The following is a 26,654-nucleotide window of genomic DNA, read 5'->3' as shown; positions in this document are numbered from 1 at the left end:
CGGAGGTTCCCTCGATGTCACCGCTGTCAGCGCTGCGCCTGCCCCTGCCGCCCTCGCTGCTGCTCGCGCCCATCAAGAGCGGTGTGGCCGCGGGGGTGCGGGATGCCGCCGGAGCCGTCGGGTGGCTGGTCCGGCCCTCCCGGCGCGGGGTCTGGTCCTACCCGGGGCGGTACTACATCGAGGTCCGCGGGGTGCACGGCATCGGCGGCGAGCGGGTGGCCCGCCGGGTGGAACGTGCCCTCGAGGAGCATCCGCGGGTGCACTGGGCACGGGTGAACTCGCCCTCCGAACGGGTCGTGGTGGCCGTGGGCAAGCCGCCCCCGGCCGAGCAGGACCTGATCGCCCGCATCGAGCGCGCGGAGGTCCAGGAGCCCGTCGGGCCCACCGAGGAGTTCGACGAATGGGCCCCGGAGCCCCGCCACCCCTCCGGCGGTGGCAGGGAGGCCCAGTCGCTGACCGTCGTGGCCGCGGACGTCGTGGGCCTGAGCGTGGCCACCGCGCTGCGCCTGGTCCCCTGGCTCAAGCTGCCCGCCGAGGTGGCCGCGACCGTGTCCGTCATCCAGAACCACCCCCGCCTGCGGCGCCTCGCCCTGGCGATCACCCGCGGCCGGCCGACCGAGTCGACGCTGCCGGTGCTGAGCGCGCTGACCCAGGGCGTGGCCACCCGGGGCGGTGGGCTCGTGCTTGACCTCGTCCAGCGGATGTCCCTGTGGTGGGAGGCGGAGGCGGAGGGCCGGGCCTGGGCCGCGATGGAGCCGCAGCTGGTGCACGGCCCCCAGGACGTGGTGGCCGAGCCCATCGTGGTCGAGCGGCCCGGACCGTCCCCCAAGGACACCGTGGAGCGCTTCGCGGAGCGCTCCATGGCCGTCGGGGCGGCGGCCGGCGCCCTGGCCGTCCCCTTCGCCGGACCGCGCCGCGGGTTCGCCGTCGGGTTCTCCTCCGTGCCCAAGGCGCCGGGGGCCGGCCGGGAGGGGTTCGCGACCAGCCTCGGCCGGTTCCTTGCGCTGCGCGGCGTCCTGGCGATGGACCGCAGCTCGCTGCGGCGGCTGGGCCAGGTCGACACCGTGGTGCTGGACGAGGCGGCGCTGCGCGGCGACCGTTACGAGCCCATCGACCTGGAACTCCTCGGCGGCGCCCACCCCGAGCGGACCGCCGAGCGGCTCTTCGAGCTCTTCGACTCCGATGAGCCCCTGGAGACCCGCCGTGACAACGGATGGGTGCTCGGCGCCCTGGACACGCTGGAGCTGACGGGCCGCACCGGGCAGCAGACCGCGGCGAAGCTCCGCAGCAGGGGCAGCGAGCGGGTGCTCGGCCTGGCCCGGGGGCAGAAGCTCCAGGCGGTGGTGGGCCTCGCCCCGCAGACCGTGCCCGGCGCCGAGGCCGTGGCCGCCGCCGCCCGCCGGGCGGGGTCCCGCATCGTCCTGGCCACCGACCGGCCGCACCCCACGGCCATCACCTTCGCCGACGCGGTGGTGCCCTCCGGCGGCCGCCTCGTGGCCTCCGTACGCTCCCTCCAGGCCGACGGCGCCGTGGTGCTGCTGCTCTCCGGCAACCGCCGGGCCCTGGGAGCCGCCGACTGCGGCATCGGGGTGCACCGCGACGGCGAGCCCCCGGCCTGGGGCGCCCATCTGCTCGTCGGCGCCGACCTGGAGTCGGCCGGGCTCATCGTGGACGCCGTCGGCGTGGCCGCGCGGGTCGACCGCGAGAGCGCCCTGCTGTCCGCCGGCGGCAGCGCCATCGGCGCGGTGGCCGCCCTCCAGGCGCCCCCGGACCAGGCCACCGCGCGCGGCGCGGCGGCCGGTACCACCGCGGGGACCCTGGCCTTCGCCCTGGGCAACTGGCGGGCGCGCCAGCTCCTGGCCCGTCCCATGGACCCGCCGGTGACCACCACCCCCTGGTATCTGATGCCCGTCCCCCGGGTGCTGGAGCGGCTGCGGACCGGGCTCGACGGGCTGACCCCGGAGGAGGCGGCGTCCCGCACCGCGCAGGGGCCGCGCCGGGGCGAGCCCACCGGCACCAGCCTGCCCGCCGCGTTCATCGAGGAGCTCGCCAACCCGCTGACCCCGGTCCTGGCCGCCGGGGCCGCCCTGGCCGCCGCCGTGGGCTCGCGCACCGACGCCGCGCTGGTGGCCACCATCACCGGCATCTCCGCGCTCGTCGGCGGATTCCAGCGGGTCAGGACCGAGCGGGCGCTGTCCGAGCTGTTCGCCCGGTCGGCGATCGGCGCCCGGGTCCGCAGGGGCGGTACGGAACGCCTGGTGACCGCCGGGGACCTGGTCCCCGGCGACATCGTCGTGCTGGGCCCGGAGGACGTGGTGCCCGCCGACTGCCGGGTCCTGGAGGCCGAGGGGCTCGAGGTCGACGAGTCCTCGCTGACCGGCGAGTCCCTCCCCGTGCACAAGTCCCCGGCGCCGGTCGTCGGCGCCCACATCACCCAGCGGCGGTCGATGCTCTACGAGGGCACCACGGTCTCCGCGGGGCGGGCGGAGGCCGTCGTCGTGGCCACCGGACCGGCCACCGAGGTCGGCCGCAGCCTGGCCACCGCCCGCCAGGCCGCCCCGGTCACCGGTGTCGAGGCGCGGCTGACCGCGCTCACCCGGTCCAGCGTGCCCATCGCGGTCGGGTCCGCCGCCGCGGTCGCCGGCGCCGGACTGCTGCACGGCCTCCCGCTCACCGAGAACCTCGCCTCCGCCGTCAACCTCGCCGTGGCGTCCGTCCCCGAAGGGCTCCCGTTCCTGGTCAACGCCGCCCAGCTGGCCGCCGCCCGGCGGCTGGCCGACCTCGGCGCCCTGGTCCGCAACCCCCGCACCATCGAGGCACTCGGCCGCGCCGACGTGCTGTGCTTCGACAAGACAGGGACCCTTACCGAGGGCAACCTGCAGCTCGCCGCCGTCAGCGACGGCGGCGGTCCGCTCCCCGCCGACCGGCTTGACGCGCCCCGTAAGGCGGTGCTCGCCGCCGCCCTGCGCGCGACCCCGCCGGCCCGCCAGGCCGAGCCCATGGCGCACCAGACCGACCGCGCGGTGAGCGTCGGGGCGCGCCGGGCCGGGGTCGGGGTGCGGCGCGGAGCGCCCCGCTGGCGCCGTACCGACTCGCTGCCCTTCGAACCCTCCCGCGCCTACCACGCCACCGCCGGGCGCACCGCGCACGGTCCGCTGCTCAGCGTCAAGGGCGCGCCCGAGGGCGTCCTGGAGCGGGTCGCCCGGCGGCGCACACCGGGCACCGGACGGGCCACCCCACTGGACGCGGAGGACATCAAGAAGCTGGCCGACGCGGCCGAGGAGCTGGCCGGAGCGGGTCGGCGGGTGCTGGCGGTGGCCGAGCGGCGGATGGGGGAGGGCGAGGAGCTGACCGACGAGGCCGTACGGGACCTCGACTTCCTCGGCTTCATCGCCATCGCCGACCCCGTCCGCACCAGTGCCGCCCCCGCCCTCGCGCGGCTGCGCGAGTCGGGTGTGCAGACCATGATGCTCACCGGCGACCACCCCGCCACCGCGGACGCCATCGCGGCCCCCATCATGGACGTCGCCGAGCCGAAGGTGTGCACCGGTCCCGAGCTGGACGAGATGGACGACGAACGGCTGGACGAGCTGCTGCCCACGGTGGACGTGATCGCCCGGTGCAGCCCGCACCACAAGGTCCGTATCGTCCAGGCGTATCAGCGCCTGGGCCGGGTGGTGGCCATGACCGGAGACGGCGCCAACGACGCCCCCGCGATCCGGCTCGCGGACGTCGGGATCGCCCTGGGGCGGCGCGGCACCCCCGCCGCGACCGCCGCGGCGGACCTGGTCGTCACCGACGACCGCCTGGAGACCATCGTCTCGGCGCTGATGGAGGGGCGCGCCATGTGGGCCTCGGTCCGGGCCGCCCTCGCCATCCTCATCGGCGGCAACTTCGGCGAGGTCACCTTCAGCGTGGCGATCTCCGCCCTGACCGGTACCACGCCCCTGAGCGCGCGTCAGATCATGCTGGTCAACCTGCTGACCGACCTCGCGCCCGCGCTCGCCATCGCGGTGCGCGAGCCCACCGGGCACACCGGCGAACGGCTGCTCAAGGAGGGCCCCAGCCGCTCGCTGGGCGTGGCGCTCACCAAGGAGATGCTGCTACGGGGCGTCATCACGGCCGCCGGGGCAGGACTGGCGTGGGCCGGTGCCCGGGTCACCGGCCGGGGCCGCCGGGCCAGTACGGTGGCGCTCGCCGCCCTGGTCGGCACCCAGCTGGCGCAGACCCTGACGACGGGCGGCCTGGACCGGCACGTCCTGATCGCCGGCCTGGGATCCGCCGCGGTGCTCGCCGCCATCATCCAGACCCCGGGCGTCAGCCAGTTCTTCGGCTGCACCCCGCTCGGCCCGTTCGCCTGGGCCATCACCCTGGGCTCCATCACCGTGGCCACCCTGTTCGGCCCCGTCCTCGCGCCGGTGCTGCACCTCGAAGGGGCACCGATCGAGGAGGAGGCGGAGGAGCGCACGGACGCCGCGGACGGACCGGAGGCCGCCGCACCGCGGTGAGCGCCGAACCTCTTGCGCCGCCCGGCCCGAGCGATAGTGTTGAATGTCCCGGTTTGAGATGACGGGGGCGGGTCGGTGCGGAGGAGGGCGTGATGCGGAGCCAAGAGAGGTATGAGCTGGTCTTCGTGGATACGACCGCCCCGGACCCGGGGGCCGAGGACGTCGTGGTGGTGCACCGCACGGAGAGCAGCGGTCCGGGCGGCCACCCCGTGTACGCGGACGACACCGGCATCGTGCGGGCGGAGATCAGCGACCGTGCGGAGGTACGGATGATCGCAAGCGGCGGTCATCAGGTGCACGCCGCCGCGGTCAGCGCTCGCCCGGTGTCCTGAGTCACCCGTCCGGAGCCCCGAGCCGTCTGTCGTTTCCGCAGGTCGGCGCCGTTGTCAGTGGGGCCCGTTAGGTTTGGCCCCCATGGGAGTCCGAAGAGCGGTCGAAACGATCGAGGTGCGGCGATGAGTGATGTGGCGGCGGTGGACGGCGCGACCGGTGTCGAGCTCCAGTTGGAGCCGTACCGCACGCAGCTGACCGGTTACTGCTATCGGATGCTGGGCTCGGCCTTCGAGGCCGAGGACGCGGTGCAGGAGACGATGGTGCGCGCCTGGCGGGGGCTGGACCGCTTCGAGGGCCGGTCCGCGCTGCGGTCGTGGCTCTACCGCATCGCCACCAATGTGTGCCTGGACATGCTCAGCGGGAGCAAGCGGCGGGCCCGGCCCATGGATCTGACCTCCGCGGCCACCCCGTTCCCGGCCACGCTCGCCGAGCAGCCGGAGGCCACCTGGATCGGGCCGGTCCCGGACGGCCAGGTGCTGCCGGACGGGGGAGATCCCGCCGAGGTGGCGGCCCAGCGGGACGCGGTGCGGCTCGCGTTCATCGCCGCGCTCCAGCATCTGGCGCCCCGCCAGCGGGCGGTGCTGATCCTGCGCGAGGTGCTGGCGTGGAAGGCGAGCGAGGTCGCCGAGCTGCTGGGCACCACCGTCGCGTCGGTCAACAGCGCGCTGCAGCGCGCCCGGGCCACCCTCGCCGCGAGCCAGGTCAGCGACTCCGACCCGGTCAAGCCGCTGGACGAGGAGCAGCGCGCGCTGCTGGCCCGCTATGTGGACGCCTTCGAGCGCTACGACCTGGACTCCCTCACCGCCCTGCTGCACGAGGACGCCACGCTCTCCATGCCGCCGTACGAACTGTGGCTGCGCGGCCACGAGGACATCCGCCAGTGGCTACTGGGCCATGGCATCGGCTGCCGCGGCTCCCGTCTGGTCCCGACCGTGGCCAACGGCATGCCCGCCTTCGGCCAGTACCGCCCGGGCGGCGCCGACGGCCGCCATGAACCCTGGGCGCTTCAGGTCCTGGAGATATCAGGGGGCCGGATCACCGGGCTCAACTCCTTCCTGGACACCGAGCGCCTCTTCCCGCTGTTCGGCCTCCCCGCCTGGCTCGGGCCCGAGGGCGTGGCCTAACGCCGCGGGGGCCGTCAGGGCCTCGTCCAGCCCCGTCCAGGCGAGCAGCCGCCGCAGTTCGCCGCGGGCGTTGCGGAGCTGGATCCCGCGTCCCAGCCGGCCGGCGGTCAGCCGCAGCCGGGCCAGGGCCTCGACCACGGCCAGGTCCGGCCGACCCACCCCGCCCACATCCACGGTGACCGGCCCCGGACCGGCGCGGCGCGCCAGCGCGGACAGCCGTTCGCAGAGCCGTGCCACCTCGGCGCGGGTGACCGGCTGGGCCAGCACCAGCACGGCCGGGGCCGGCATGGGCGGGTTCTCGGGCTCGGGACCGGTCAACGTCCACCTCCTGTCGCGGCGTTCACCGGTGCAGACCGCCCGGCCCGGGAAAAGTCATCGGAGAACGTGCGACGGTGCCGCACGTTCTCCGATGATGGCGGGTCAGTTGTTCTGGACGAACTGCTTCGCCAGGCCGTCGCCGACCGACACGGCCTTGGCGTGGTTCTCGATGGGGGAGACGGAGGAGTTCTTGAAGAGGATGTACGTCACCCCGGACTCGGCGCCACCGGTCTCCGGGTCGGGGTCGATGCCGAGCGCGTTGGCCGTGGCGTAGGACGCCTCACCGATGATCTTGTTCGGCCCGGTGTCGCCCACCACCGCGTACTCGACCTTGTTGTTGTAGACGACCGCGACCACACCGCCGCCCTTGATGCCGGCCTGCCGGTAGTCCCAGGTGGAGCTCGGGCTCGGCACCACGACATACGGCAGCTTGTCGGCGATGAGGGGCTTGCCGTCCGACTGGTGGAAGGCGGTGTCGTCCTGGAACCACGGGTCGGTGTCCTCGTTGCACCGGGAGGTCACCTGGCCATCGCAGTCGACGTCCATGTCGGCCTTCCAGAAGACCGCCCCATTGGCACCGCAGACCGGGACGGTGGCCGATGTCTCCTCGTCGGTGCGGTACTTGCCACTGGATATCTGGGAACAGCTCTGCACCTTGGCGAGCAGCTGCGCCGCGGTGACCGTGCCCTCCTTGACGGACGCGGGGGCCGGCGCGGGGCCCCGGGTGTTGGCGTGGGCGCCGGCGGTGACGGAGCCGGCCAGCAGACCGGCCGTGGCGATCACGAACGCGAAACGCTTGCGCATAGGACACCCCTTTGTTAGGAACCTTTCCTAACCTCGACGGGGGCATCTTGGGCGAGTTGATAAGCTCATGTCAATACGGCGGGCGCCGCGGAAGCCGATGCGCATTGCCGCGTGTATCGGCGGCATTCGCAACAGCTTCCCGCAGGCCCCCCTCTCAGTGCATGGCTTACGGGTGCGTGCCCGCGTGGTCCTCAGTGCGTGGCCCGCACCAGCTTCAGCAGCCGTGTCACCTCGCGCGCCACCGCGTCCCGCGCGGCCGCGACATACCGGCGGGGGTCGACCACCTCGGGGTGGCCGGCCAGATGGTCGCGGATCGCCCGGGTGAAGGCCACGTTCAGATGGGTGGCGATGTTCACCTTCGTCAGCCCCGCCTCCACCGCCCGGGTCAGATCCGCCTCGGGCACCCCGGAGGAACCGTGCAGCACCAGCGGTACCGGCACGGCCGCGCGCAGCGCCGCCACCAGCGGCAGATCCACCACCGCGGCCTTGACGACCATGGCGTGCGAGGTGCCCACCGCGACCGCGAGCGCGTCCACATCCGTGGCCGCCACATAGGCGGCGGCCTCGGCCGGGTCGGTCCTGGCGCCCGGCGCGTGGACCCCGTCCTTGCCACCCACCTCGCCCAACTCGGCCTCCACCCACACCCCGTGGGCGTGGCAGTCGGCCGCCACCTCGGCGGTCGCCGCCACATTGCCGTCGTAGTCCAGGGCCGAGGCGTCGAACATCACCGAGCCGAAGCCGAGGTCCACCGCCTCCCGCACCAGCTCCGGCCCGGTGGCGTGGTCCAGATGCACGGCCACCGGCACCCGCGCCGCGCGGGCCACCTCCACGGTCGCCCGCCCGATGGCGGCGAGGGCACCGTGATACCGCACCGCGTTCTCGCTGATCTGGAGGATCACCGGCGCGCCCGCCGCCTCCGCCCCGGCCACGATGGCCTGGGCGTGCTCGATCTGAATGACATTGAACGCACCCGCGCCGAGCCCGGCCCGTGCGGCCGCCCCGACGATCTCTCCGGTGGCCACCAGCGGCATCTACCGGCTCCTTCCGCCCGTTCCCGTGTTCCGGCCCTGCCCGTATCCCGCGATCCGCCCGTACCCGCGCGGCCCCGCCGGTCCCCGCTCAGCTCTGCTCGGCCCCGCCAAGTCCCCGCCCACCTCCGCTCAGCCGAGGATCACCGAGCGGGTGAGATGGCGCGGCTCGTCGGGGTCGAGCCCGCGCGCCGCCGCGATCGCGACCGCGAGCCGCTGCACCACCACCAGTTCGGCCAACGGGTCGCGGCCGTAGCCGGCGACCCGGCCACCGGTACGGGTGATCTCCTCGTCCGCCACGTCCGACGTCCCCTCGCCCAGCCACCACACCACGCTCCGCGGGCCGGTCACGCTGATCGGGCCGTGCCGGTACTCCTTGGCCGGATACGCCTCGGTCCACGCCCCCGCCGCCTCGCGCATCTTGAGCGCGGCCTCCTGGGCGACCCCGTAGGTCCAGCCCCGTCCGAGGAAGGTGAACTGCCCGGCGTCCACGAGCGGCCCGGGCAGCGGCTCGGCGAGCGCCGCCTCCCCGTCCGCCTCCAGGTGGTCCAGGGGCGCGCCCAAGTGGGCACGGAGCAGGGCGAGTTCGGTGGTGGCCCAGCGGGTCTGCACCACCGACCGCTCATCGGCGAAGTCGAGCACCACCGCGGCGTCCGCGGCCCCCACTACGGGTGAGCCGGGGACCGCCGTGACGACGGTGGTGGGCACCCGGCCGCGCACCGCGCCGAGCAGCTCCAGCACCTCGGTCGTGGTGCCGGACCGGGACAGCGCGACCACCCGGTCGTAGGCGCGGCCGGACGGCATCTCCGACGCCGCGAACGCGTCCGTCTCGCCCTGACCCGCCGCCTCGCGCAGCGCCGCGTACGACTGGGCGATGAACCACGAGGTGCCGCAGCCGACGACGGCGACCCGCTCACCCGCCCGGGGCAGCGCCGCCCGTACGGGCCCTTCCGGCTCCCGGGCCAGGGCGATGGCACGCCGCCAGCAGTCGGGCTGGCTCGCGATCTCGGCCTCGGTGTGGCTCATGGGACTCCCCTCGTCGCACGGTGACCCGAGCAGTATGGATGCGCGGAGTTGTTTCGTATGGGCTGATAATGCGCAGATTCACGCACAGAAGTCCAGAGCCGATGTGTGCGGGGAGCGGGTAGGGTGATCGGCGTGAAACGGCCCGAGCGCTGGAACGCCCTGCTGGATCTGCTGGCCAGGGACGGCAGGATCGATGTCGAGGAGGCGGCCGCCGAGCTGGCGGTGTCCGCCGCGACCATCCGGCGCGACCTGGATGAACTCGCTGAGCAGCAGATGCTGACGCGCACCCGCGGCGGCGCGGTCGCGCACAACGTCTCCTACGACCTACCGCTGCGCTACAAGACCGCCCGGCGCGCCTCGGAGAAGCAGCGCATCGCCGCGGCTGCGGCCCGGATGGCCGAACCGGGCTCGATCGTGGGGCTCAACGGGGGGACGACCACCACCGAGGTCGCCCGCGCCATCTCCACGCGCGGCGACCTGTCCGCACCGAGCGGCGGCCCGGCCGTCACGGTCGTCACCAACGCCCTGAACATCGCCAATGAGCTGGCGGTGCGCCCCCAGGTGAAGATCGTGCTCACCGGTGGGGTCGCGCGTCCGCAGTCCTTCGAGCTGATGGGGCCGCTGGCCACCGGGGTGCTGGACCAGGTGTCGCTGGACCTGGCGATCCTCGGTGTGGACGCGCTGGACACGGTCCAGGGCGCGACCGCCCACCATGAGGGGGAGGCCAGCATCAACCACCTCATGGCCGGCCGGGCCGCCCGGGTGGTGGTCGTAGCCGACAGCTCCAAGCTGGGTCGCCGGGCGTTCGCCCGGATCTGCGCACTGGACGAGATCGATGTGCTGATCACGGACACCGGCGCCGATGAGGAGCTGGTCGCTCCGTACACCGAGGCCGGTGTCCGCGTGATCAGGGCCTGAGGTCTGATCGGGCCCTGAGGTGTCGCACGCCCACGCCTATGCCTTGGCGGCGGCCAGCAGGGCCGCCACCCGCTCGACGGCGAACGCGTAGCCCTGGACACCGCAACCGGCGATCACCCCGCTGGCCAGCGCGGAGACATAGGAGTGGTGCCGGAATGCCTCCCGCTGGTGGATGTTGGAGATGTGCACCTCCACGATCGGCAGACCGTCGCAGGTGGCCAGGGCGTCGCGCAGGGCGACGGAGGTGTGGGAGTACCCCGCAGGGTTGATGATGACCGCCGCGTGGCGCTCCCGGGCCTCATGGATCCAGTCGATCAGCTGGCCCTCGTGGTTGCTCTGCCGGCAGTCGGTCGTCAGACCGTGCGGCGCGGCCGTCTCGGAGACCAGCTTCTCGATGTCGGCCAGCGTGTCGGTGCCGTAGATCTCGGGTTGCCGGCGGCCCAGGAGGTTCAGGTTCGGTCCGTTGAGCACCATGATCGTGGAGCGGTCGCGCACGGGGGTGGTGGCCATGGCGTGGTGGTCCTTCCTGAGCGGTCGGCACTTCGAGGGGCGGTTCACCGGGGGCACCGACCCGCGAGGCATCGTAGATCAGGGATATGACACCACGGTGGACGGCACGGTGGAGGTGCCCGAGGTGGGAGATCCGGTGTCATTGATGACGCGCTCGTACTGGCCTTGGCCGCCGAGCGAGACGACCAGCAGATTGTGGAACTTCACCCCCGACGCGTTCGGCGCGGCGAAGCCGTGGTGCTGCACGATGCTCGGGTCGACGTTGTAGTAGCAGTAGCTGCCGAGCCCCCACCCCTCGTGCGTGGTCACCGAATCGGCCACCTTGTAGGCGGCGTACCCCTTGATGGAACCGTTCTGGATGGCCGCCTGGTTCGGGGCGTCGTACGCCTTCTCGTTCTGGAAGAAGATGGTCCGGCCGCGCTGCCCGGACCACTGCACGTCGTACTTGTTGAAGTGCTCCACGAACAGGCCCGTGGCCAGCACGTCGTCGCCGTTGACCCGGACGCCGTAGTCGGCGCGGTTGGTCTCCCAGCCGACCCCGTCGCCGTGGTCGGCGCGCCAGACCCAGGTGTGGTCGACGATGGTGTGCCGGCTGTTGATCACCATGCTGGTGGTGGCCTTGCCGGGGCCCGCGCCACCGATGCGGATGAACACGTCCTGGACGGTGGTGGGGTTGGCCGAGTGGTCGGCGGAGGCCCCTTGCGGGCCGACTTCCAGCAGCGTGGCGGAGTTGACCGGCCCGGCGTCGATGAGGAAACCGGCCAGCCGCACCCCGTCGACATCGGCGACCTTCAGCGCGGTGACGCCGTTGTCGGGGACGAGCGTGGCGTAGCCGAGCCCGAGGAGGACGGTGTTCGCGCGGTCCACCTGGACCGGCCGGTCGAGGTGGTAGATCCCCGGGGTGAGCAGCAGATGCAGCCCCTGGGTGAGCGCCTCGTTGAGGGTGGCCGCGGTGACGCCGGGCTTGGCCACGTAGAACTGCGACAGCGGCAGCGAGGTGCCTCTGGGAGTGCCGTTGCCCCAGGTGACACCGCGTGCGTTGGTGCGCTTCTCGGGCAGGAAGACCCGGTACTCGCTGCCGTTGAGGTACAGGAAGGGCTTCTCCCTGGAGATGGGGGTGGTGTCGAGCGTGGTGTACGGCGGGTTGGGGAAGCTCTGCCCGGGCGCGCCCTCCACACCGGAGAACACCATGTTCCACACGCCGTTGAGCCAGCCGCCGATCGCGCTGTCGCGGGTGTACCACTGCTGCTGGGAGTACGGCCCGACCTGGCCGTCGACGCGGCTGTCCGCGATGTACCCGCCGCTCGCCCAGCCGTAGCCGTTGGGGGCGAGGTTGAGCCCGCCGCGGACGTGCATCCGCCGGAAGGGGGCCGCCTGCGCCACGGCCCAGCGGTTGGTGCCGTTGACCGGTACGACCGCGAGGTTCTCCGCAGAGCGCCAGAAGTTCTGGGTGGCATTGCCGTTGAACCACCCGGCGTCCACCGTGATATCGCCGTTGATGGTCGTGTCGTCGGGGGACAGCCCCAGCCCGGCGATGGAGGTGTAGAAGCCGATCTGGGCGTTGAGCCCGTGATAGCTGCCGGGCTTGAACAGCAGGGCGTAGCGCCCGGTGCCGAACTGCGCCGACTCCTGTTTCTTGAACACCTCGTCCAGCTTGGCCTGGATGCCGGGCGTGGACGGGTCGAAAACGATCACGTTCGGGCCGAGGTCGCCGCCGCCCGGCAGGGCCTTGGGGCTCCTGCCCCGGCCCGAGGGGGCGGCGGCCGCGGGAGTGGCCAGGGCGCCGAGGGCGGGAGCCGATGCGACGGCGGCCGCGGCGCCGAGCACCGCCCGGCGGCCGACCGCCGAGCGGCCGGAGGAGGAAGACGTGGGGGAAGGCGTCATGGGGGCGTCTCTCCTGGTTCAGTAAATGAACGGGATGGGGGGTGAGGGAGCGCTCTCTTGCCGTCGAATGCTTCATCCATGTGAACGACTCGTCAAGAGTTGTGACCGCGGTCCTCATATGTTGTTGCTTTTGAACGTCAACTGCCCTGGTGGATCCGCTGGTGCGGGCGAACTTGGGGAGATGCGTGGGCGGTCGCGGCCCTTGGCGTTGTGTTCAAGAGGGAAAGGTGAGCCGGTGCCCGTGGCACCGGCGCGCGCGGCCGGCCGGGGCCGGACTGCCCGCCGTGCTGTTCGCCCGGCCCGTGCGGCCGGTGGTGCTCAGCCACGTCGACCTGGCGCACTGGGACGGTGGCCGTCTCGCCGCCGAGCGCCTGCCGGCCCGGGGGCGCCGGAAGGTGGCCACCGTGTCGGGGCCACCTACGCGGTGGAGTGGCCACCCACCGGGATGCGCTTCCTCGTCGACGACCGGGTGGCCGACCGGATCGCGGCCGGGGGAGTGCAGGCGGAGGGGGACTGGGTGCGCGTCGAACAGAGAGGGGTGAGCGCTGCATCATGGATCGTTGACCGGCGGCCGCCGTGGCCGCCCGGCGACGGAAGCAGTGGAAGAAGGAGGAGCGCCGATGCGGGTGGCGTTGCACTCGGTTCTCAAGGAGGGCCAGGAGTCCGGTTATGAGCAGGTGCACGCCACGGTCCCGGAGGACCTGCTGGCGGCGCTGCGCCGCGCAGGGATCACCAACTGGCGGATCTGGCGCAGCGGGCGCCATCTCTTCCACCTCGTGGACTGCGAGGACTTCGCGGCCGCGATGGCGGCCCTGGACGAGGACCCGGCCAACCAGCGCTGGCAGGAGTTCATCGGCGCGTACGTCGACCACTTCGAGGACACCGGCGGTTCCCCCGCCGAGGCGGAGCGGATGGCGCTCGGCGAGGTGTGGGAGCTGCGCGCCCAGGCCGAGGCCGCCGAGCGCGGCTAGGACCTGTCCGACGGACACCCCGTAGGCCGGGACGATCGGCCGAATCGGCGGAGCTTACCGATCCGGATCGTTCGGCGCAGCCATTCATCAGACCTTGAGTACGGGTGAGAACGGGGCGAACGCGTCCACGTACGTCGTGGTGGCCCCGCGCGGGGGCGTGGCGGAACGCGGCAAGCGCTCCGCGTACGCCTGCCGCGCATCCCCGACTGGAGGTCAGTGAGTTGAGCCACCGACGTGTGAACAAGCGGACCCTCGCCATTTCCGGAGCCGCCATCACCGCGCTCGGGGCAGCCGCCATTCTGCTGCCCAACGCGAACGCGAACCCGGACGAGACGTCGGGCGCCAAGACCTTCTCGTCCCCGGCCGCCGTGAAGCTCGCGAGGAGTCTCGCCTCGGACCTCGGTGACAACGGCGCGGGCTGGTACTACGACAACGGCAACCGCCAGTTGGTCATGAACGTGGTGGACGAGGACTCCGCCGAGTCCGTCCGGGCCAAGGGCGCCGTGGCGAAGGTCGTCCAGAACAGCATGGCCGATCTGAAAGCCGCCACCCAGACGCTGAGCAGCGATGCGTCGGTACCCGGCACCGCCTGGTCGATCGACCCGGTCACCAACAAGGTCCAGGTGACCGCCGACCGGACGGTGACCGGCACGAAGTGGGACACGCTGACCAAGGCCACGGACCAGATGGAGGGCACGGTCAGCGTCAAGCGCAGCAAGGGCGAGTTCAAGAAGTTCGACGGCGAGGAGGCGGCCCAGCCAGGCGACAACGGCGGCGCGGGCGCCGGGGACGCGGCAGGTGACGCGGGTGACGCGGGCGCCGGGGACGCCGCCGGTGCGGCGGGCGGTGCGGGTGACGCGGGTGCCGGTACCGCAGGTGGTGCGGGCGACGCGGGGACCGCCGGTGGTGCGGGTGACGCCGGTACCGGTGGCGCCGGAGACGCCGGGGGTGCCGGTGACGCCGGGGGTGCCGGTGACGCCGGGGGTGGTGGGGACGCCGGGGGTGGCGGGGACGCCGCGGCCGGTGGGCTCGACGGTGGCGATGCCATCTTCGGCGGTGGCGCCCGCTGTTCGCTGGGCTTCAACGTCAGCGTCGACGGCGCGCCGGGCTTCCTGACCGCGGGCCACTGCGGCAACGAATCCCAGACCTGGACCTCGGACGAGGCCGGCGCCCAGCAGGTGGGCACGGTGCAGGACTCCAAGTTCCCCGAGAACGACTTCGCGCTGGTGATGTACGACGACACCACCACCCAGCCGTCCAGCACGGTCGACCTCCAGGACGGCAGCACCCAGGAGATCGGGCGTGCCGTCGAGGCGAGCGTGGGCCTGAAGGTGCAGCGCTCCGGCTCCACGACCGGGGTCACCGACGGCACGGTCACCGGCCTCAACGCCACGGTGAACTACGGCAACGGCGACATCGTCAACGGCCTCATCCAGACCGATGTGTGCGCCGAGCCCGGCGACAGCGGTGGCGCGATGTTCGCCGAGGACGCGGCGGTCGGGCTGACGTCCGGCGGCAGCGGTGACTGCACCCAGGGCGGCGAGACGTTCTTCCAGCCGGTGACCGCCGCGCTGGAGGCCACCGGCGCGGTCATCGGCGCGGACGGCGGCGGCGCCGGTGGCGGTGACGCGGCCGGTGGCGCTGGTGATGCGGCGGGCGGCGCTGGTGACGCGGCCGGTGGCGCTGGTGATGCGGCCGGTGGTGCCGGTGACGCCGCAGGTGCGGGCAATGCCGGAGCCGGTGACGCGGGCGCCGGTGACGCGGGCTCTGGCGACGCGGGCGCGGCCGCCGGGGCCGGTGACACCGGCAGCGTCGCGGGCCAGGGTCTCAACTGACCCGGCCCACCCCATGAACGAGGTCCCGGGCGCCCTCCTGCCCCAGTGCCCGGGGCCTCCCCTTTCCCTACGACCTACGAGATCTACGAGATCTACGAGATCTACGACCCTCCGGCCCTAGCCGGAGACCGGAAGCCCCGCCGCCTCCGCCGCCGCGCCGAGCACCTCGCGCAGCATGGCCGGGGTGAGCCGCCCGGTGAAGGTGTTCTGCTGGCTCACGTGGTAGCAGCCGAAGAGCGTGAGCGGCGGCCCGTCGTCGGCCGCCCGCAGCGTGGCCCGCGCGCCGTGCCCGAACACCGGCCGGGGCCGGGGCACTGCCCATCCGGCCGCCTCCAGGGCGGGCATCACGGCCTGCCAGCCGAACGCGCCGAGCACCACCGCGGTCCGCAGTGTCGGCCGCAGCAGCCGCAGCTCCCGGGCCAGCCACGAGCGGCAGGTGTCCCGCTCCTCGGGGGTGGGGCGGTTGGCGGGCGGGGCACAGTGCACCGGCGAGGTGATCCTGACCCCGTACAGCTCCAGGCCGTCACCGCGGTGGGTGGCGGTCGGCCGGCTGGCCAGCCCCAGGTCGTACAGCGCGGCGTACAGGAAGTCGCCGGCGCGGTCGCCGGTGAACATCCGGCCCGTGCGGTTTCCACCGTGGGCGGCCGGTGCGAGCCCCACGATCGCCACCCCGGCGTCCGGCGGCCCGAAACCGGGCACCGGCCGCCCCCAGTACTCCCAGTCGGCGTAGGCCCGGCGCTTGGTGCGGGCGGCTTCCTCCCGCCACTGGACCAGCCGGGGGCAGGCACGGCAGTCGATGACCCGTGCGTCCAGCTCGGCGAGGGTTTCGGCGCCGGGGGCCTGACGGGCGGGGTACGAGCGGTCGGATTCGGAGGTGGTCATGTAGGGGGCTGGTGCCCCGTGTCCTTGCGAAGAAAACGCCGCAGCCGGGTGAGCGACCAGGTGTTGATGACATCGTCGGGGGTCAGCCAGCCCCGCTGGGCCATGCCCACCCCGTACCGCATGTTGTCCAGATCCCGGGTCGAGTGGGCGTCGCTGTCCAGGGCGAACACCACGCCGTGCGACTTGGCCCGCAGGATGTTCTCGTCCGACAGATCGAGCCGGTCCGGATGCGCGTTGATCTCCAGTGCGGTGCCGGTGCGGGCGCAGGCGGCGAACACCTCGTCCAAGTCGGCGTCGATACCGGGCCGTTTGCCGATCAGCCGGGTGGTCGGATGGCCGATGACATGCACGTGCGGGTTCTCGCAGGCCCTCACCAGCCGCCGGGTCATGGCCTTGCGGTCCAGGCCGAACTGGGTGTGCACCGAGGCCACGCACAGATCGAAGTCCTCGAGGAACTCGGGCGGCCAGTCCACGTCCCCGTCGACGTCGATGTTCAGCTCCACACCGTGCAGCAGCCGGGTGTCCCCGCGTCCGCGACCCCGGTCGAGTGCGCGCACCCGCTCCCGCTGGGCCAGCATCTTCTCCTCGGTCATCTGCTGCATGTACAGCTTGGGCGCGTGATCGGTGATGGCGTAGTACGCGTAGCCGCGCCGCTCCGCCTTGGTGATCATGTCCTCCAGCGACTCCAGCCCGTCGGTGAGGTTGGTGTGGGTGTGCAGATCGCCCCGCAGATCGGACTCCTTGACCAGCCGGGGGAGTTGACCTTCGAGGGCCGCCTTGACCTCGCCCCGGTCCTCGCGCAGCGTCGGCGGGATCCAGTCCATGCCGAGCCGGGCGTAGACGTCCTCCTCGCTCCGCGAGGCGATCGTCTTGCCGCTCTTGGTCTCGAAGAGGCCGTACTCGGAGAGCTTGAGGCCATGGCGCACCGCGATCGCGCGGACGCGGATGTTGTGGGCCTTCGAGCCGGTGAAGTAGAGCAGTCCCGCGCCCCAGGAGTCCAGCGGCAGGACCCGCAGATCCACCTGGAGTCCCTTCGTGGTGCGGATCGACGTCTTCTTCTGGCCGTGGGCGATCACCTCGGAGGTGAGCGGCAGCCGGGTGAACGCCTCCATGAACGGGCCGGATTCCTCCGCCGCCACCAGGATGTCCACATCGCCCACGGTCTCCCTCATCCGGCGCAGCGACCCGGCGTAGGCGCACCGCCGGCAGCCGGGCACCTTGGACAGGGCGGCGACGATGTCATCGGCCACGTCCATGGCCTCGTCGAGCGGGATGCGGTTGCCCGCGGCACGCATCAGACCGATGCCGTGCAGGATGTTCTCCTCGGACTTCGGCCCGAAGCCCTTGAGATCGCGCAACTGGTGGTCCTCGATGGCCTGGGCCAGCTGGTCGATCGAGGAGATCTCCAGCTCCTCGTAGAGGATCATGGCCTTCTTCGGCCCGAGCGCCGGGATCGCGGTCAGCTCCCGCACCCCGGCCGGGATCGCGGCGCGGGCCTCCTCGACGGCGGGCATGGTCCCGGTGTGCAGGTACTCGACCACCTTGTCGGCGATCGACCGGCCCACATTGGGGATGTCCCGCAGCGCCTTCGCGTCGAACTGCGAGATGTCGGCCGCGTGGCCGCCGATCGCCCGGGCGGCCTTCTCGTACGCACGCGCTCGGTACGCGTCCCCGCCCGTGATCAGGAGCAGATCGGCGTATTCGCGCAGGAGGGCTTCGACCTCCTCGTTGGAGCGAGCCATGACAGCGATTTTAGTCGGCTCTGGCGATCCCGGTGAGGTGGAGGGATCCTGGTGGCAGGAGCGAAACGGCGATCCGCGCGAGGCGGGTCGACCGGTTTCTGCCGTGTGTTTCCCCGGGTTTGGGGGAGGTCATGGACGTTGGATTCCTGAAGCCGTTGTTCGACCGCCCCGGTCCATGGGCGGGCGTGTACATGGACACTTCCCGCAGTACGGAGGACGCGCCCAGGCGGCGCAGGCTGCGGGAGCGGTTCGTGGCGGATCAGCTGACCGGCCAGGGCGCCGACCGCGCCACCTGTGACGCGGTGATCGAGCGGCTGGCCGGTGAGCAATGGGCCAGGGCGTCCGCGGGGCGGGCGCTGTTCGCGGCGGGCGGCGAGGTGGTGCTCGACCTGCCGCTGGCCACGTCCCCGATCGACGTGGTGACGTCCTGGTCGATGCTGCCGCGAGTGGCGCCGCTGGCCGCGTTCCGCGGTGAGTGGCCGGCCTGTCTGGTGGCCTTCGTCGACCAGGCGGGGGCCGATCTGGAGCTGCGGGACGACACCGGTGCCCGCCCGGCGGGGCGCGCCGGGGGTCGCAGAGCGCATGGCCGGGGCCACCGGTCGGTGCCCGCCGACCGCTTCGAGTGGCACTACCGCAACCGGGTCGGGAACACCTGGGAGCAGACCGCCGACCGCGTTGCCGACGAGCTGGTGCGGCAGTGGACGGACGGCGACGTCGACCTGCTGATCCTGGCCGGTGACCCGCGCGAGCGCCGGGCCGTACGCGACCGGCTGCCCGAGCCGCTGCGGGCCAAGACGGAGGAGACGCGCCACGGCAGCAGGGCCGCCGGCTGCTCCGAGCGACTGAACGCGGAGATCGACCACGCCCGCGCGGAGTACGCCCGCGCCCACCTGGAGACGGTCCTCGATCTCTTCCGCGCCGGGCGGGGCCGCCCCGGCGGACCGGCCCTGGGCGGACACGACGGCACCGGGCCGCCGAGCAGCGGGGCGGCGGAGGGCGTACCGGCGGTGGTGGAGGCCATGCGCCGCCATCAGGCGGCCACGCTGCTGCTGGGGCACGCGGGGGGCGATATGCGCCATGAGGTGTGGATCGGGCCGGACGCCGATCAGGTGGCCGTGCAGCGCTCCCAGGCGCGCGCCATGGGCGTCAGAACACCCGAGCCCGCCCGTGCGGACGACGCGCTGATGCGGTCCGCGACAGTGGCCGACACCGAGGTGCTGGTGGTGCCCGAGGGGCTCCAGGGACCGGCCGGGGGCCTGGGCGCGGTGCTGCGCTGGCACGCCTGACGAGGCGCGAGCGGCCAGCCACGGAGCGCTGGCGCCCCGTGCCCCGCGCTGTCCGCGCCACGCCTGGCCGTTTGGCCGGTCTGACCGTGCCGCGCGTGTCCGTGCCACACCGGCCGCGCCGGTCAGGCGGCGCCGGTCTGGCCCCGGCCACGCCGCGCTGGCCACGCTGCGCTTGGCTGTGCCGGTCTTGCCGTGCCGAGCCGGGCGTGTCCGTGTCGGGCTGGCTGTGCCGCGCCTGGCCGCGCCTGGCCGTGCCGGGCCGACCGTGCCGCGCGTGACCGTGCCGCGCTGGCCGGTCTGGCCGTGCCGCGTTGGCTGCTCCGCGCTGGCTGCGCTGGTCTGGCCGTGCCGTGCTTGGCCGCGCCGGTCTGGCTGCGTCGGGCCGACCGTGCCGGGCCGACCGTGCCGCGCGTGACCGTGCCGCGCTGGCCGGTCTGGCCGTGCCGCGTTGGCTGCTCCGCGCTGGCTGTGCTGGCCGTGCTGGCCGCGCTGGTCTGGCCGTGCCGTGCTTGGCCGTGCCGTGCTTGGCCGCGCCGGTCTGGCTGCGTCGGACTGGCCGTGCCGGGCCGGCCGCGCCGCGCGTGACCGTGCCGCTGGCCGGGTTGATCGCGCCGCGCTGGCGCGCTGGGCTGTGCCGCGCTGGCTGCGCTGGTCTGGCTGTGCCGGACTGGCTGCGCCGACCGCGCTGCGCGTGTCCGCGCCGCGCCTGGCCGCGCCTGACCGTGCCGCGCCCGACCGCTCCGCGCTGGGCCCGCGCCGTGCCAGTCCGGCCGTGCCGGGGGCACCGTGCCGGGGTGCGGCGCCGCGCGTTACCGCGGCGCCGCACCCCACCGCGCTATCCGCCGGAAGGGCATTCCTCGGCGGGGCTGGTTGACATGGCTCGCTCAGCTCTCTACCGTCCGTTGGTTGTTAGGAAACCTACTTAACCAATGCTCTGCCTGCCCTCAGGGAGACATCCGTGGTCCTCCGTCCGGCACCATTCCGGCGGCGGGCGCGAGCCCGCGTCCGACGCGCTCTGACCGCCTCGCTCGCCGTCGGCGGCCTGCTCCTCACCGTCTCCCTCACTACGGGCGCCGCACCCCCGCGCGGCGGACCGGCGGCGGGCGGCCCGACCCCGGTGACCCGGGTGGGCGCGGCCCCCGGCACCGCGACCCCGCTCGCGGGCTTCGCCACGCAGTCCTCGGCCAAGGTGCCGGACACCCCCGCGGCCATCTCCACCCCCGGCTACCCCGCGTCCGGCTGGCATCCGGTGGGGCCCCGGTCGACGGTGCTCGCCGGGCTGCTCGCGGCCGGTACGTACCCGGATCCGTTCTACTCGACCAACCTCGAGAAGATCCCCGCGGCCGACTTCACCGTCCCCTGGTGGTACCGCGGCGACTTCACCGTGGCCGACTCCTCCCGCCGCACCTATCTGGACGTCAGCGGTGTGGTGTCCGCGGCCGATGTGTACGTCAACGGCGTCCAGGTGGCCACCAAGGAGCGGATCGCCGGTGCGTACACCCGGCATGAGCTGGATGTCACCGACCTGGTCAGGGCGGGGACCAATACGGTGGCGTTCCGTGTCCAGCCCAATGATCCGCGCAAGAACCTCACGATGGGCTGGATCGACTGGCTGCAGCCCCCGCCCGACCAGAACATGGGCATCGTCCGCGACGTGCTGGTGCGCCGCGGCGGCCCGGTGGCCCTGCGCGACGCGCATGTGACGACCCGGCTGGACACCGACTCGCTCGCCTCCGCCGAGCTCACCGTCAAGGCGCGGGTCCGCAACGACTCCGCCTCGTCGGTCACCGCCACGGTCTCCGGCACGGCCGGCCCCGCGGCCATCAGCCGCACGGTCCCGCTCGCCCCGCACGAGACCAAGTCCGTCACCTTCACCCCCGCCGACTTCCCCCAACTGCGCCTGGACCGGCCCAAGGTGTGGTGGCCCGCCGGGATGGGCGACCAGCCGCTGTACGACCTCGACCTCACCGCCACCGTCTCGGGCACCCCCTCCGACACCGCCCACCACAGCTTCGGTATCCGTGACGTCAAGGCGCCGCTCAACGCCGACGGTGCCCGCCAGTACCGCGTCAACGGACGCCCGCTGCTGATCAAGGCGGGCGGCTGGTCCCCCGATGTGTTTCTGCGCTGGGACACCCGCTCGGTGGAGGACCGGCTGAAGTACACGCTCGACCTGGGGCTGAACACCGTCCGCCTCGAAGGCCATATCGAGCCGGACGAGTTCTTCGACCTCGCCGACCGCTACGGCGTCCTGACCCTTCCCGGCTGGGAGTGCTGCGACAAGTGGGAGGGCCAGGTCAACGGCGATGAGACGGGGGAGAAGTGGAACCCCGCCGACTACCCGGTCGCCGAGGACTCGATGGCCGCCGAGGCCGCGCGGCTGCGCGACCACCCCAGCGTCATCTCCTTCCTCATCGGCAGCGACTTCGCCCCCGACGCCACCATCGAGAAGAACTACCTCGACGCGCTCGAGGCCGCCGACTGGCCGAACCCGGTGATCCCCGCCGCCTCCGCCAAGTCCTCCCCGCGACTCGGGAAGTCCGGCATGAAGATGACCGGTCCCTACGACTGGGTCCCGCCGGACTACTGGTACGCCAAGCGGGAGGGCGGCGCCACCGGCTTCAACTCCGAGACCAGCGCCGGACCCGACATCCCCACCCTGGACACGCTCCGCCGCATGATGTCCCCGAGTGAACTGGAAACCCTGTGGCGGGACCCGTCGGCCAAGCAGTACCACCGGTCCCCGTCCGCCACCTTCGGTGACCTGAAGCTGTTCGACAACGCGCTGATCGGCCGCTACGGAAAGCCGACCGGGCTGACGGACTACGTGCGCAAGGCGGGGCTGGCGCGGTACGAGGCGGTGCGCGCCCAGTTCGAGGCGTACGCGCGCAACTTCTCCGACGCCTCCCGGCCCGCCACCGGCGTCGTCCACTGGATGCTGAACAGCGGCTGGACCTCGCTCCACTGGCAGCTCTTCGACCGCTACCTGGACCAGGGCGGGGCCTACTACGGCGCCAAGAAGGCCAATGAGCCCCTGCACATCCAGTACTCGTACGACTCCCGCTCGGTGGTCGTGGTCAACAGCGAGCACACCGCCGCCACCGGTCTCACCGCCCGGGTCAGCCTCTACACCCCCGACGGCACCCGGAAGTTCGACAAGAGCGCCACCGGCCTCCGGGTGCCGGGCGACGGCGGCAAGGCCACCGCGCTCACGGTCCCGGCCGACGTGAGCGGGCTGTCCGGCGCCTATCTGGTCAAGCTCCAGCTCACCGATGGCGCGGGCAAGGAGGTCAGCCGCAATGTGTACTGGCTCTCCACCGAGAAGGACGTACTGGACTGGGACAACACCGACTGGTACTACACCCCCACCACCTCGTACGCGGATCTGACCGGGCTCGACGACATGGCCGAGGCGCCGGTGTCCGCCACCGCCACCACGACCGGCGGGCCGGACTCCACCACCACGACCGTCACCCTGCGCAACACCGGGAGCGGGCGCACACCGGCACTGCTCGTGGACGCCCATCTGGTGAACGGCTCGGGCAAGCCGGTCCTGCCCGTTCGCTGGTCGGACAACGAGGTGAGCCTGTGGCCGGGCGAGTCGGTGACGCTCACCGCCACCTATCGCACGGCGGACCTCGGTGGTTCGGCCCCCTCGGTGCGGATCTCGGGCTGGAACACCGCCACCCGCACCGTCCCCGCGGCCGCCAAGGCCCGCTGACCACCCACGTCCTGAAATCGTGTCGAAAGGAATTTTTTCGGCGAGTCCGATGCATGGGGCAAGTTCACACTTTTGTATGCTTTCTCCAGCGCGTCGTTCCCCCGTGTCGGACAGTCACTGTCCGTACGCTCACGAAAGGGGCTCCATATGCACACCATGGAGGTTCGCCCGCCGGTACCCAGCCGTTCCAGCAGCAGATGGCGTCGATACGGTCGACTCGCCGCCGCCAACTTCGTCCGGGGCGCCTCGTACGCGTGCGGCACCGCGGCCATCGGTCTGATGGCGTGGTGGGTGCAGACCCGCTGACACACCCCACCCCGCCACCCCGTCCCGAGCCGGAGCCCCTGACCCCGATCGTCCGCGGTCCGCCGCGACGGCCACGCACGGCCGTCGCGGCGGCCGGATTACGCCTGAGGGTGCGGCTGCGAGCGGAAGCGGGGGAAGTGCATCCCCCGGTGCTCGGCGCGCGGGGCGCCGGGTCCGCCCAGACTGGTGCGCAGCTGGACGCCGTGCATGATCTCGATGATGCCCAGCGCGAGCAGCCAGATCCCGGCCACCACGGTGAGCGCCGTGATCGAGCCGAAGGGCGCCACGATCAGGATGATCCCGCCCAGGATGGTGAGCAGACCGAGGAACACCTGCCAGCCCCGGGCGGGCATGCCCTCACCGGAGATCGCCATGGCGGTCTGCATCACGCCCCGGATCAGCCAGGCGAAGCCGATCCACAGCGCGAGCAGCAGGATCGACTGGGCCGGACCCCGGAAGCAGAGCAGTCCCAGCAGCACGCTCAGCGCGCCGGTGACGAAGCTCATCACCCGCAGCTGCCTCGGGATATGCGAACCGAAGGCCCCGGCCAACTGGAAGATCCCGCTGATCAGCAGATACGCCCCGAACAGGGCGCCGATCACCACCAGGGAGGGACCCGGCCATGCCAGCACCATGATGCCGAGCGCGATCGCCACCAGACCCGCGGTCACCAGGACCTGCCAGGCGGCGTTGGACAGCATGTTCTGCATCGCGGCGTACGGGCTGCCCTCATCGGAGGGCCGCTCTCCCGGCCGGCCGTAGGGTTCCTCTCTCGGCTGCCCGGCGCCATGCGGACTGTCGGAGGAGTAAGTCATGGTCGTCCACCTCCTCGGGGGAACAAGATGGCCGTAACCCACAGATCCATCGTCCCTCCGTGCCCGTTCCAGCGCCTCGCGGGCGGTGGACCCGCATGGCAAGGTGGTGGTGAGGCCGTGTCCTGGTGCGCGTCATAGGGAGGCCCGCATGGACGACCGGGAGTTCTTCCAGACGGTGGCGGACCGCACCCAGCTGTCGCGGCAGGAGGCGGCCGATGTCACCCGCGCCACGCTCGAGACCCTGGCGGCCCGCCTGAGCGCGGGCGAGGCCCGCGAGCTCGCCCAGGAGCTGCCCGGACACCTCCGGGAGTCCCTTCGGCGCGGGCCGGGGGAGATGGAGGTCTTCGACCCCGAGGAGTCGGTCCGCAGGGTGCACGAGCGCACCGGGCTGTCCGAGCCGGAGGCCGACCGAGGTGTCCGGGCGGTCCTCGCCACGCTCCGGGAGGCCGTCTCCGCCGAGGAGTACGGCCACGCCATGTCCCAGCTCGGCAGCGAGTTCGCGAGGATGGCGGAGTCCGCGCGCTGACCCGCCCACGGGCGCTCGGCTCATCCGGCCCGCCAGCCGCTCCACCGCCCGACGGTGATCTCCACGACCGGCCCGCGCGGCGGCCGGTCCCCGTACTGGGCCGGGTAGGTGTCCACGAGCAGCCGGACGTAGTCCGAGGACACCGTCGACTCGTCCGCCGACGGCAGGACGCGGGCCGTGCCATCGGCGCGCGCCCACCACAGGTGGTCCCAGTTCTCGTCGTAGTCGTCCACCAGGAGGGATACGGCGGGGTGGGCGCGGATGTTGTCCAGGCGCTTCAGCCGTGTCGTCCGCTTCGGCTTGTGGTCGACGGCCGTCACCACGGTGTCACCGGCCAGTGCGAAGACCACCGGCACCAGATGCGGGCGGTCCTCGGCGCCGACCGTGGCCAGCCGGGCCAGCCGGGCCCGTGCGAAGCGCTCCCGCGCCTGCGCGCTCGTCAGCCGTGGCATCGCGACCCCCGGCGGCTCACTGGAACCGGGCGGCGATGCGGGCCATCGAGTCCAGCCGTGCGATCGTCTCCGCCTCCGGCATCGTCGGCAGGTAGAACAGCACCCGCTCCACCCCGATGCGCTGGTACCCCTCGGCCGCGTCGGCGTCCTCGGGCATCGCGTACAACGTCACCGGCACCTCGCGGCCGGCCACCTCGCGCAGCCGCTCCATCTGCGGGCGCAGCTCCTCGGGGGATCCGCTGTTGGCCAGCCAGGCGTCGCCGACGGCGGCGATACGGCGGAACGCGGCATCGCCGCCACCACCCACATAGATCGGCGGATGCGGCCGCTGGACCGGCTTGGGCCACTGGAAGACGGGGTCGAAGTTCACGAACTCCCCGTGGAACTCGGCCTTCTCCTTCGTCCACAGCTCGCGGATGGCCCGCAGCCGCTCGTCCATCAGCCGGCCCCGGGTGGACGGATCGGTCCCGTGGTTCTCCATCTCCTCGCGGTTCCAGCCGGCGCCGACCCCGAAGACGGCCCGTCCGTCCGAGATCAGGTCGAGGGAGGCCACTTCGCCGGCGGTGTGGATCGGGTCCCGCTGCACCACCAGGGCGATACCGGTCCCCAGCAGCAGACGCCGGGTGACTGTGGCGATCGCGGCCAGCGCCACGAACGGGTCGAGGGTGTGGTAGTAGACCTCCGGCAGGTCCCCGCCACCCGGATACGGGGTACGGCGCTCCACCGGGATATGGCTGTGCTCCGCGATGAAGAGCGCGTCGAAACCGCGCTCCTCCAGGGCCCGCCCCAAGGGGGCGGGCCGGATGCCCTGGTCGGTGACGAACGTGGATACGCCGAACTTCACTGCGGCTCCCTGGGACGGTGCGTGGACGATCTACGGGAACCACATGGGTACCCGGCTGCGCGGAAACCGCAACGGCGCGCACGAGTGACACGGCCGGGCGGCGGGCGGACCGGGCGGCGCGAGCCCTACGACCGGCGCTCGCCCGGACCTAGGGACCGGCCCTCGCCCGGACCGAGCAGGACACCACGCCCCGCGTAGAACCGCCCGAGGTCGCCCCAGGGGACCTCGGCGAAGCGCTGGGAGCCGTCCGGGAAGCCCGACGGGTTGTGCACGAGGAGATGGTCCGGGGTGGCGCCGACGGCCAGCACCAGATGGCCGCCCCGGTGCGGCGGCCGCGGGTCCAGGGTGCGGAGGGAGGGGTGGACGGACAGCATCGCGAGCCGCCCGGCCGCGAGATGTCCCGGCAGCTCCTCGGCCGGCAGCCGCGGCCGCGACTCGGCGAACAGCTCCCAGCGGCGCCGCGCGTAGGCGGCGAACGGGGCGTAGACGAGCCCGTCCACCCGGTCCGGGTGGCGCACATACGCCCCCGCCTCGACACACTCCTCGGCGAGTGTCACCGCGGGTGGCGCGGTGCCGCGCCAGTGGTCCAGCGCCATGCGCAGACACGCCATCCCGCACAGCCGCCACGACCAGAACGCGTACTCCTCCGGGCTCGCGGCCCCGGACTTCTGCCACAGCGGATCGTCGGCCGCCGACAGGGTGCCCGCGATGATGTCGGGCACCAGGCCGGGCGACTCCCACTGGGCGTAGTAGGGCACGGGGTGGATGAGGGAAACCGGGGTCTCGGGCATGTGCGCCAGTCTTCCCGAACTCCGCCCGCC

General features: G+C 72.8%; 21 protein-coding genes and 1 pseudogene. 10 read left to right on the top strand and 12 right to left on the bottom strand.

The window, feature by feature from the left end:
• Positions 1 to 14 precede the first annotated feature (14 nt).
• The 3 genes from ACZ6TD_RS06415 to ACZ6TD_RS06405 all read left to right on the top strand — a co-directional run bounded on the left by ACZ6TD_RS06415 (position 15) and on the right by ACZ6TD_RS06405 (position 5,965).
• Positions 15 to 4,508 (top strand): HAD-IC family P-type ATPase, encoded by a 4,494-nt coding sequence (locus ACZ6TD_RS06415; RefSeq protein WP_471351495.1) that lies wholly within the window; start codon positions 15 to 17, stop codon positions 4,506 to 4,508.
• 92 nt (positions 4,509 to 4,600) lie between these two features.
• On the top strand, positions 4,601 to 4,840 hold the full coding sequence (locus tag ACZ6TD_RS06410; protein WP_471351494.1) for a DUF6296 family protein: 240 nt from the start codon (positions 4,601 to 4,603) through the stop codon (positions 4,838 to 4,840).
• 123 nt (positions 4,841 to 4,963) lie between these two features.
• Entirely contained in the window at positions 4,964 to 5,965 is a 1,002-nt protein-coding gene (locus tag ACZ6TD_RS06405; RefSeq protein WP_471351492.1) for a sigma-70 family RNA polymerase sigma factor, read from the top strand.
• Here ACZ6TD_RS06405 and ACZ6TD_RS06400 read toward each other — a convergent pair.
• The 4 genes from ACZ6TD_RS06400 to ACZ6TD_RS06385 all read right to left on the bottom strand — a co-directional run bounded on the left by ACZ6TD_RS06400 (position 5,864) and on the right by ACZ6TD_RS06385 (position 9,141).
• A complete protein-coding gene (locus ACZ6TD_RS06400; RefSeq protein ID WP_471351491.1) occupies positions 5,864 to 6,283 on the bottom strand; it encodes an STAS domain-containing protein in 420 nt (139 codons plus the stop codon). The two genes, ACZ6TD_RS06405 and ACZ6TD_RS06400, sit on opposite strands and share 102 nt — an antisense overlap.
• Positions 6,284 to 6,385: 102 nt before the next feature.
• Complete coding sequence (locus ACZ6TD_RS06395) at positions 6,386 to 7,087, bottom strand: glycoside hydrolase family 75 protein (RefSeq protein ID WP_471351489.1); 702 nt, start codon at positions 7,085 to 7,087, stop codon at positions 6,386 to 6,388.
• A 191-nt stretch (positions 7,088 to 7,278) separates the two neighbouring features.
• Positions 7,279 to 8,118, bottom strand: coding sequence for a class II fructose-bisphosphate aldolase (locus ACZ6TD_RS06390; protein ID WP_471351488.1), 840 nt, complete (start codon positions 8,116 to 8,118; stop codon positions 7,279 to 7,281).
• A gap of 129 nt (positions 8,119 to 8,247) precedes the next feature.
• Entirely contained in the window at positions 8,248 to 9,141 is an 894-nt protein-coding gene (locus ACZ6TD_RS06385) for an SIS domain-containing protein (RefSeq protein WP_471351486.1), read from the bottom strand.
• 132 nt (positions 9,142 to 9,273) lie between these two features.
• Here ACZ6TD_RS06385 and ACZ6TD_RS06380 point away from each other — a divergent pair, with 132 nt between their 5' ends.
• Complete coding sequence (locus ACZ6TD_RS06380) at positions 9,274 to 10,059, top strand: DeoR/GlpR family DNA-binding transcription regulator (RefSeq protein WP_471351485.1); 786 nt, start codon at positions 9,274 to 9,276, stop codon at positions 10,057 to 10,059.
• 36 nt (positions 10,060 to 10,095) lie between these two features.
• Here the strand turns inward: ACZ6TD_RS06380 and aroQ are convergent, their stop codons facing one another.
• Complete coding sequence (gene aroQ, locus ACZ6TD_RS06375) at positions 10,096 to 10,569, bottom strand: type II 3-dehydroquinate dehydratase (protein WP_471351484.1); 474 nt, start codon at positions 10,567 to 10,569, stop codon at positions 10,096 to 10,098.
• Between the two features lie 78 nt (positions 10,570 to 10,647).
• Positions 10,648 to 12,453: a coagulation factor 5/8 type domain-containing protein gene (locus tag ACZ6TD_RS06370; protein WP_471351483.1), complete on the bottom strand. Its 1,806-nt coding sequence runs from the start codon at positions 12,451 to 12,453 to the stop codon at positions 10,648 to 10,650.
• Between the two features lie 263 nt (positions 12,454 to 12,716).
• Between ACZ6TD_RS06370 and ACZ6TD_RS06365 the strand changes: the two are divergent.
• The 3 genes and pseudogenes from ACZ6TD_RS06365 to ACZ6TD_RS06355 all read left to right on the top strand — a co-directional run.
• Positions 12,717 to 12,869, top strand: a pseudogene (locus ACZ6TD_RS06365) (LacI family transcriptional regulator); the annotation flags it as partial.
• A gap of 204 nt (positions 12,870 to 13,073) precedes the next feature.
• Positions 13,074 to 13,424, top strand: a complete 351-nt coding sequence (locus ACZ6TD_RS06360; RefSeq protein ID WP_137981484.1) for an L-rhamnose mutarotase — start codon at positions 13,074 to 13,076, stop codon at positions 13,422 to 13,424.
• 236 nt (positions 13,425 to 13,660) lie between these two features.
• A complete protein-coding gene (locus ACZ6TD_RS06355) occupies positions 13,661 to 15,259 on the top strand; it encodes a S1 family peptidase (protein ID WP_471351481.1) in 1,599 nt (532 codons plus the stop codon).
• 117 nt (positions 15,260 to 15,376) lie between these two features.
• Here ACZ6TD_RS06355 and ACZ6TD_RS06350 read toward each other — a convergent pair whose 3' ends face one another.
• The gene (locus ACZ6TD_RS06350; RefSeq protein ID WP_471351480.1) at positions 15,377 to 16,141 is read right to left on the bottom strand and encodes a uracil-DNA glycosylase; all 765 of its coding nucleotides are present in this window, start codon (positions 16,139 to 16,141) and stop codon (positions 15,377 to 15,379) included.
• Complete coding sequence (gene polX / locus ACZ6TD_RS06345) at positions 16,138 to 17,883, bottom strand: DNA polymerase/3'-5' exonuclease PolX (protein ID WP_471351479.1); 1,746 nt, start codon at positions 17,881 to 17,883, stop codon at positions 16,138 to 16,140. Before polX ends, ACZ6TD_RS06350 begins: the two co-directional genes overlap by 4 nt.
• A 131-nt stretch (positions 17,884 to 18,014) precedes the next feature.
• Here polX and ACZ6TD_RS06340 point away from each other — a divergent pair, with 131 nt between their 5' ends.
• Both ACZ6TD_RS06340 and ACZ6TD_RS06335 read left to right on the top strand, forming a co-directional pair.
• The gene (locus ACZ6TD_RS06340; protein WP_471351477.1) at positions 18,015 to 19,169 is read left to right on the top strand and encodes a baeRF2 domain-containing protein; all 1,155 of its coding nucleotides are present in this window, start codon (positions 18,015 to 18,017) and stop codon (positions 19,167 to 19,169) included.
• Positions 19,170 to 20,127: 958 nt separating this feature from the next.
• The gene (locus tag ACZ6TD_RS06335) at positions 20,128 to 22,890 is read left to right on the top strand and encodes a glycoside hydrolase family 2 protein (RefSeq protein WP_471351476.1); all 2,763 of its coding nucleotides are present in this window, start codon (positions 20,128 to 20,130) and stop codon (positions 22,888 to 22,890) included.
• Between the two features lie 404 nt (positions 22,891 to 23,294).
• Here the strand turns inward: ACZ6TD_RS06335 and ACZ6TD_RS06330 are convergent, their stop codons facing one another.
• Positions 23,295 to 24,011, bottom strand: coding sequence for an HdeD family acid-resistance protein (locus ACZ6TD_RS06330; protein WP_471351474.1), 717 nt, complete (start codon positions 24,009 to 24,011; stop codon positions 23,295 to 23,297).
• Positions 24,012 to 24,159: 148 nt separating this feature from the next.
• On the opposite strand from ACZ6TD_RS06330, the gene ACZ6TD_RS06325 reads away from it, so the two are divergent.
• Complete coding sequence (locus ACZ6TD_RS06325; RefSeq protein ID WP_471351473.1) at positions 24,160 to 24,537, top strand: DUF2267 domain-containing protein; 378 nt, start codon at positions 24,160 to 24,162, stop codon at positions 24,535 to 24,537.
• Positions 24,538 to 24,557: 20 nt separating this feature from the next.
• Here the strand turns inward: ACZ6TD_RS06325 and ACZ6TD_RS06320 are convergent, their stop codons facing one another.
• The 3 genes from ACZ6TD_RS06320 to ACZ6TD_RS06310 all read right to left on the bottom strand — a co-directional run bounded on the left by ACZ6TD_RS06320 (position 24,558) and on the right by ACZ6TD_RS06310 (position 26,624).
• Positions 24,558 to 24,989, bottom strand: coding sequence for a TIGR03668 family PPOX class F420-dependent oxidoreductase (locus ACZ6TD_RS06320; RefSeq protein WP_471351471.1), 432 nt, complete (start codon positions 24,987 to 24,989; stop codon positions 24,558 to 24,560).
• A 16-nt stretch (positions 24,990 to 25,005) separates the two neighbouring features.
• Positions 25,006 to 25,833, bottom strand: coding sequence for an LLM class F420-dependent oxidoreductase (locus tag ACZ6TD_RS06315; RefSeq protein WP_471351469.1), 828 nt, complete (start codon positions 25,831 to 25,833; stop codon positions 25,006 to 25,008).
• A 125-nt stretch (positions 25,834 to 25,958) separates the two neighbouring features.
• Positions 25,959 to 26,624 (bottom strand): C39 family peptidase, encoded by a 666-nt coding sequence (locus tag ACZ6TD_RS06310; RefSeq protein ID WP_471351467.1) that lies wholly within the window; start codon positions 26,622 to 26,624, stop codon positions 25,959 to 25,961.
• Between the last annotated feature and the right edge of the window lie 30 nt (positions 26,625 to 26,654).

The sequence above is a fragment of the Streptomyces yongxingensis genome (genome assembly GCF_055597465.1).
The sequence above is the reverse complement of the archived record's forward strand: the minus strand, read 5'-3'. Positions and strand labels throughout refer to the sequence as shown.

What these genes read in the sequence shown, in the direction of transcription:
- ACZ6TD_RS06370 (WP_471351483.1), bottom strand. Translation starts at nt 12,453, where the DNA reads ATGACGCCTTCCCCCACGTCTTCCTCCTCCGGCCGCTCGGCGGTCGGC.
- ACZ6TD_RS06360 (WP_137981484.1), top strand. Translation starts at nt 13,074, where the DNA reads ATGCGGGTGGCGTTGCACTCGGTTCTCAAGGAGGGCCAGGAGTCCGGT.
- polX (WP_471351479.1), bottom strand. Translation starts at nt 17,883, where the DNA reads ATGGCTCGCTCCAACGAGGAGGTCGAAGCCCTCCTGCGCGAATACGCC.
- ACZ6TD_RS06385 (WP_471351486.1), bottom strand. Translation starts at nt 9,141, where the DNA reads ATGAGCCACACCGAGGCCGAGATCGCGAGCCAGCCCGACTGCTGGCGG.
- ACZ6TD_RS06350 (WP_471351480.1), bottom strand. Translation starts at nt 16,141, where the DNA reads ATGACCACCTCCGAATCCGACCGCTCGTACCCCGCCCGTCAGGCCCCC.
- ACZ6TD_RS06340 (WP_471351477.1), top strand. Translation starts at nt 18,015, where the DNA reads ATGGACGTTGGATTCCTGAAGCCGTTGTTCGACCGCCCCGGTCCATGG.
- ACZ6TD_RS06410 (WP_471351494.1), top strand. Translation starts at nt 4,601, where the DNA reads ATGCGGAGCCAAGAGAGGTATGAGCTGGTCTTCGTGGATACGACCGCC.
- ACZ6TD_RS06395 (WP_471351489.1), bottom strand. Translation starts at nt 7,087, where the DNA reads ATGCGCAAGCGTTTCGCGTTCGTGATCGCCACGGCCGGTCTGCTGGCC.
- ACZ6TD_RS06415 (WP_471351495.1), top strand. Translation starts at nt 15, where the DNA reads ATGTCACCGCTGTCAGCGCTGCGCCTGCCCCTGCCGCCCTCGCTGCTG.
- ACZ6TD_RS06390 (WP_471351488.1), bottom strand. Translation starts at nt 8,118, where the DNA reads ATGCCGCTGGTGGCCACCGGAGAGATCGTCGGGGCGGCCGCACGGGCC.
- ACZ6TD_RS06320 (WP_471351471.1), bottom strand. Translation starts at nt 24,989, where the DNA reads ATGCCACGGCTGACGAGCGCGCAGGCGCGGGAGCGCTTCGCACGGGCC.
- ACZ6TD_RS06405 (WP_471351492.1), top strand. Translation starts at nt 4,964, where the DNA reads ATGAGTGATGTGGCGGCGGTGGACGGCGCGACCGGTGTCGAGCTCCAG.
- ACZ6TD_RS06330 (WP_471351474.1), bottom strand. Translation starts at nt 24,011, where the DNA reads ATGACTTACTCCTCCGACAGTCCGCATGGCGCCGGGCAGCCGAGAGAG.
- ACZ6TD_RS06325 (WP_471351473.1), top strand. Translation starts at nt 24,160, where the DNA reads ATGGACGACCGGGAGTTCTTCCAGACGGTGGCGGACCGCACCCAGCTG.
- aroQ (WP_471351484.1), bottom strand. Translation starts at nt 10,569, where the DNA reads ATGGCCACCACCCCCGTGCGCGACCGCTCCACGATCATGGTGCTCAAC.
- ACZ6TD_RS06310 (WP_471351467.1), bottom strand. Translation starts at nt 26,624, where the DNA reads ATGCCCGAGACCCCGGTTTCCCTCATCCACCCCGTGCCCTACTACGCC.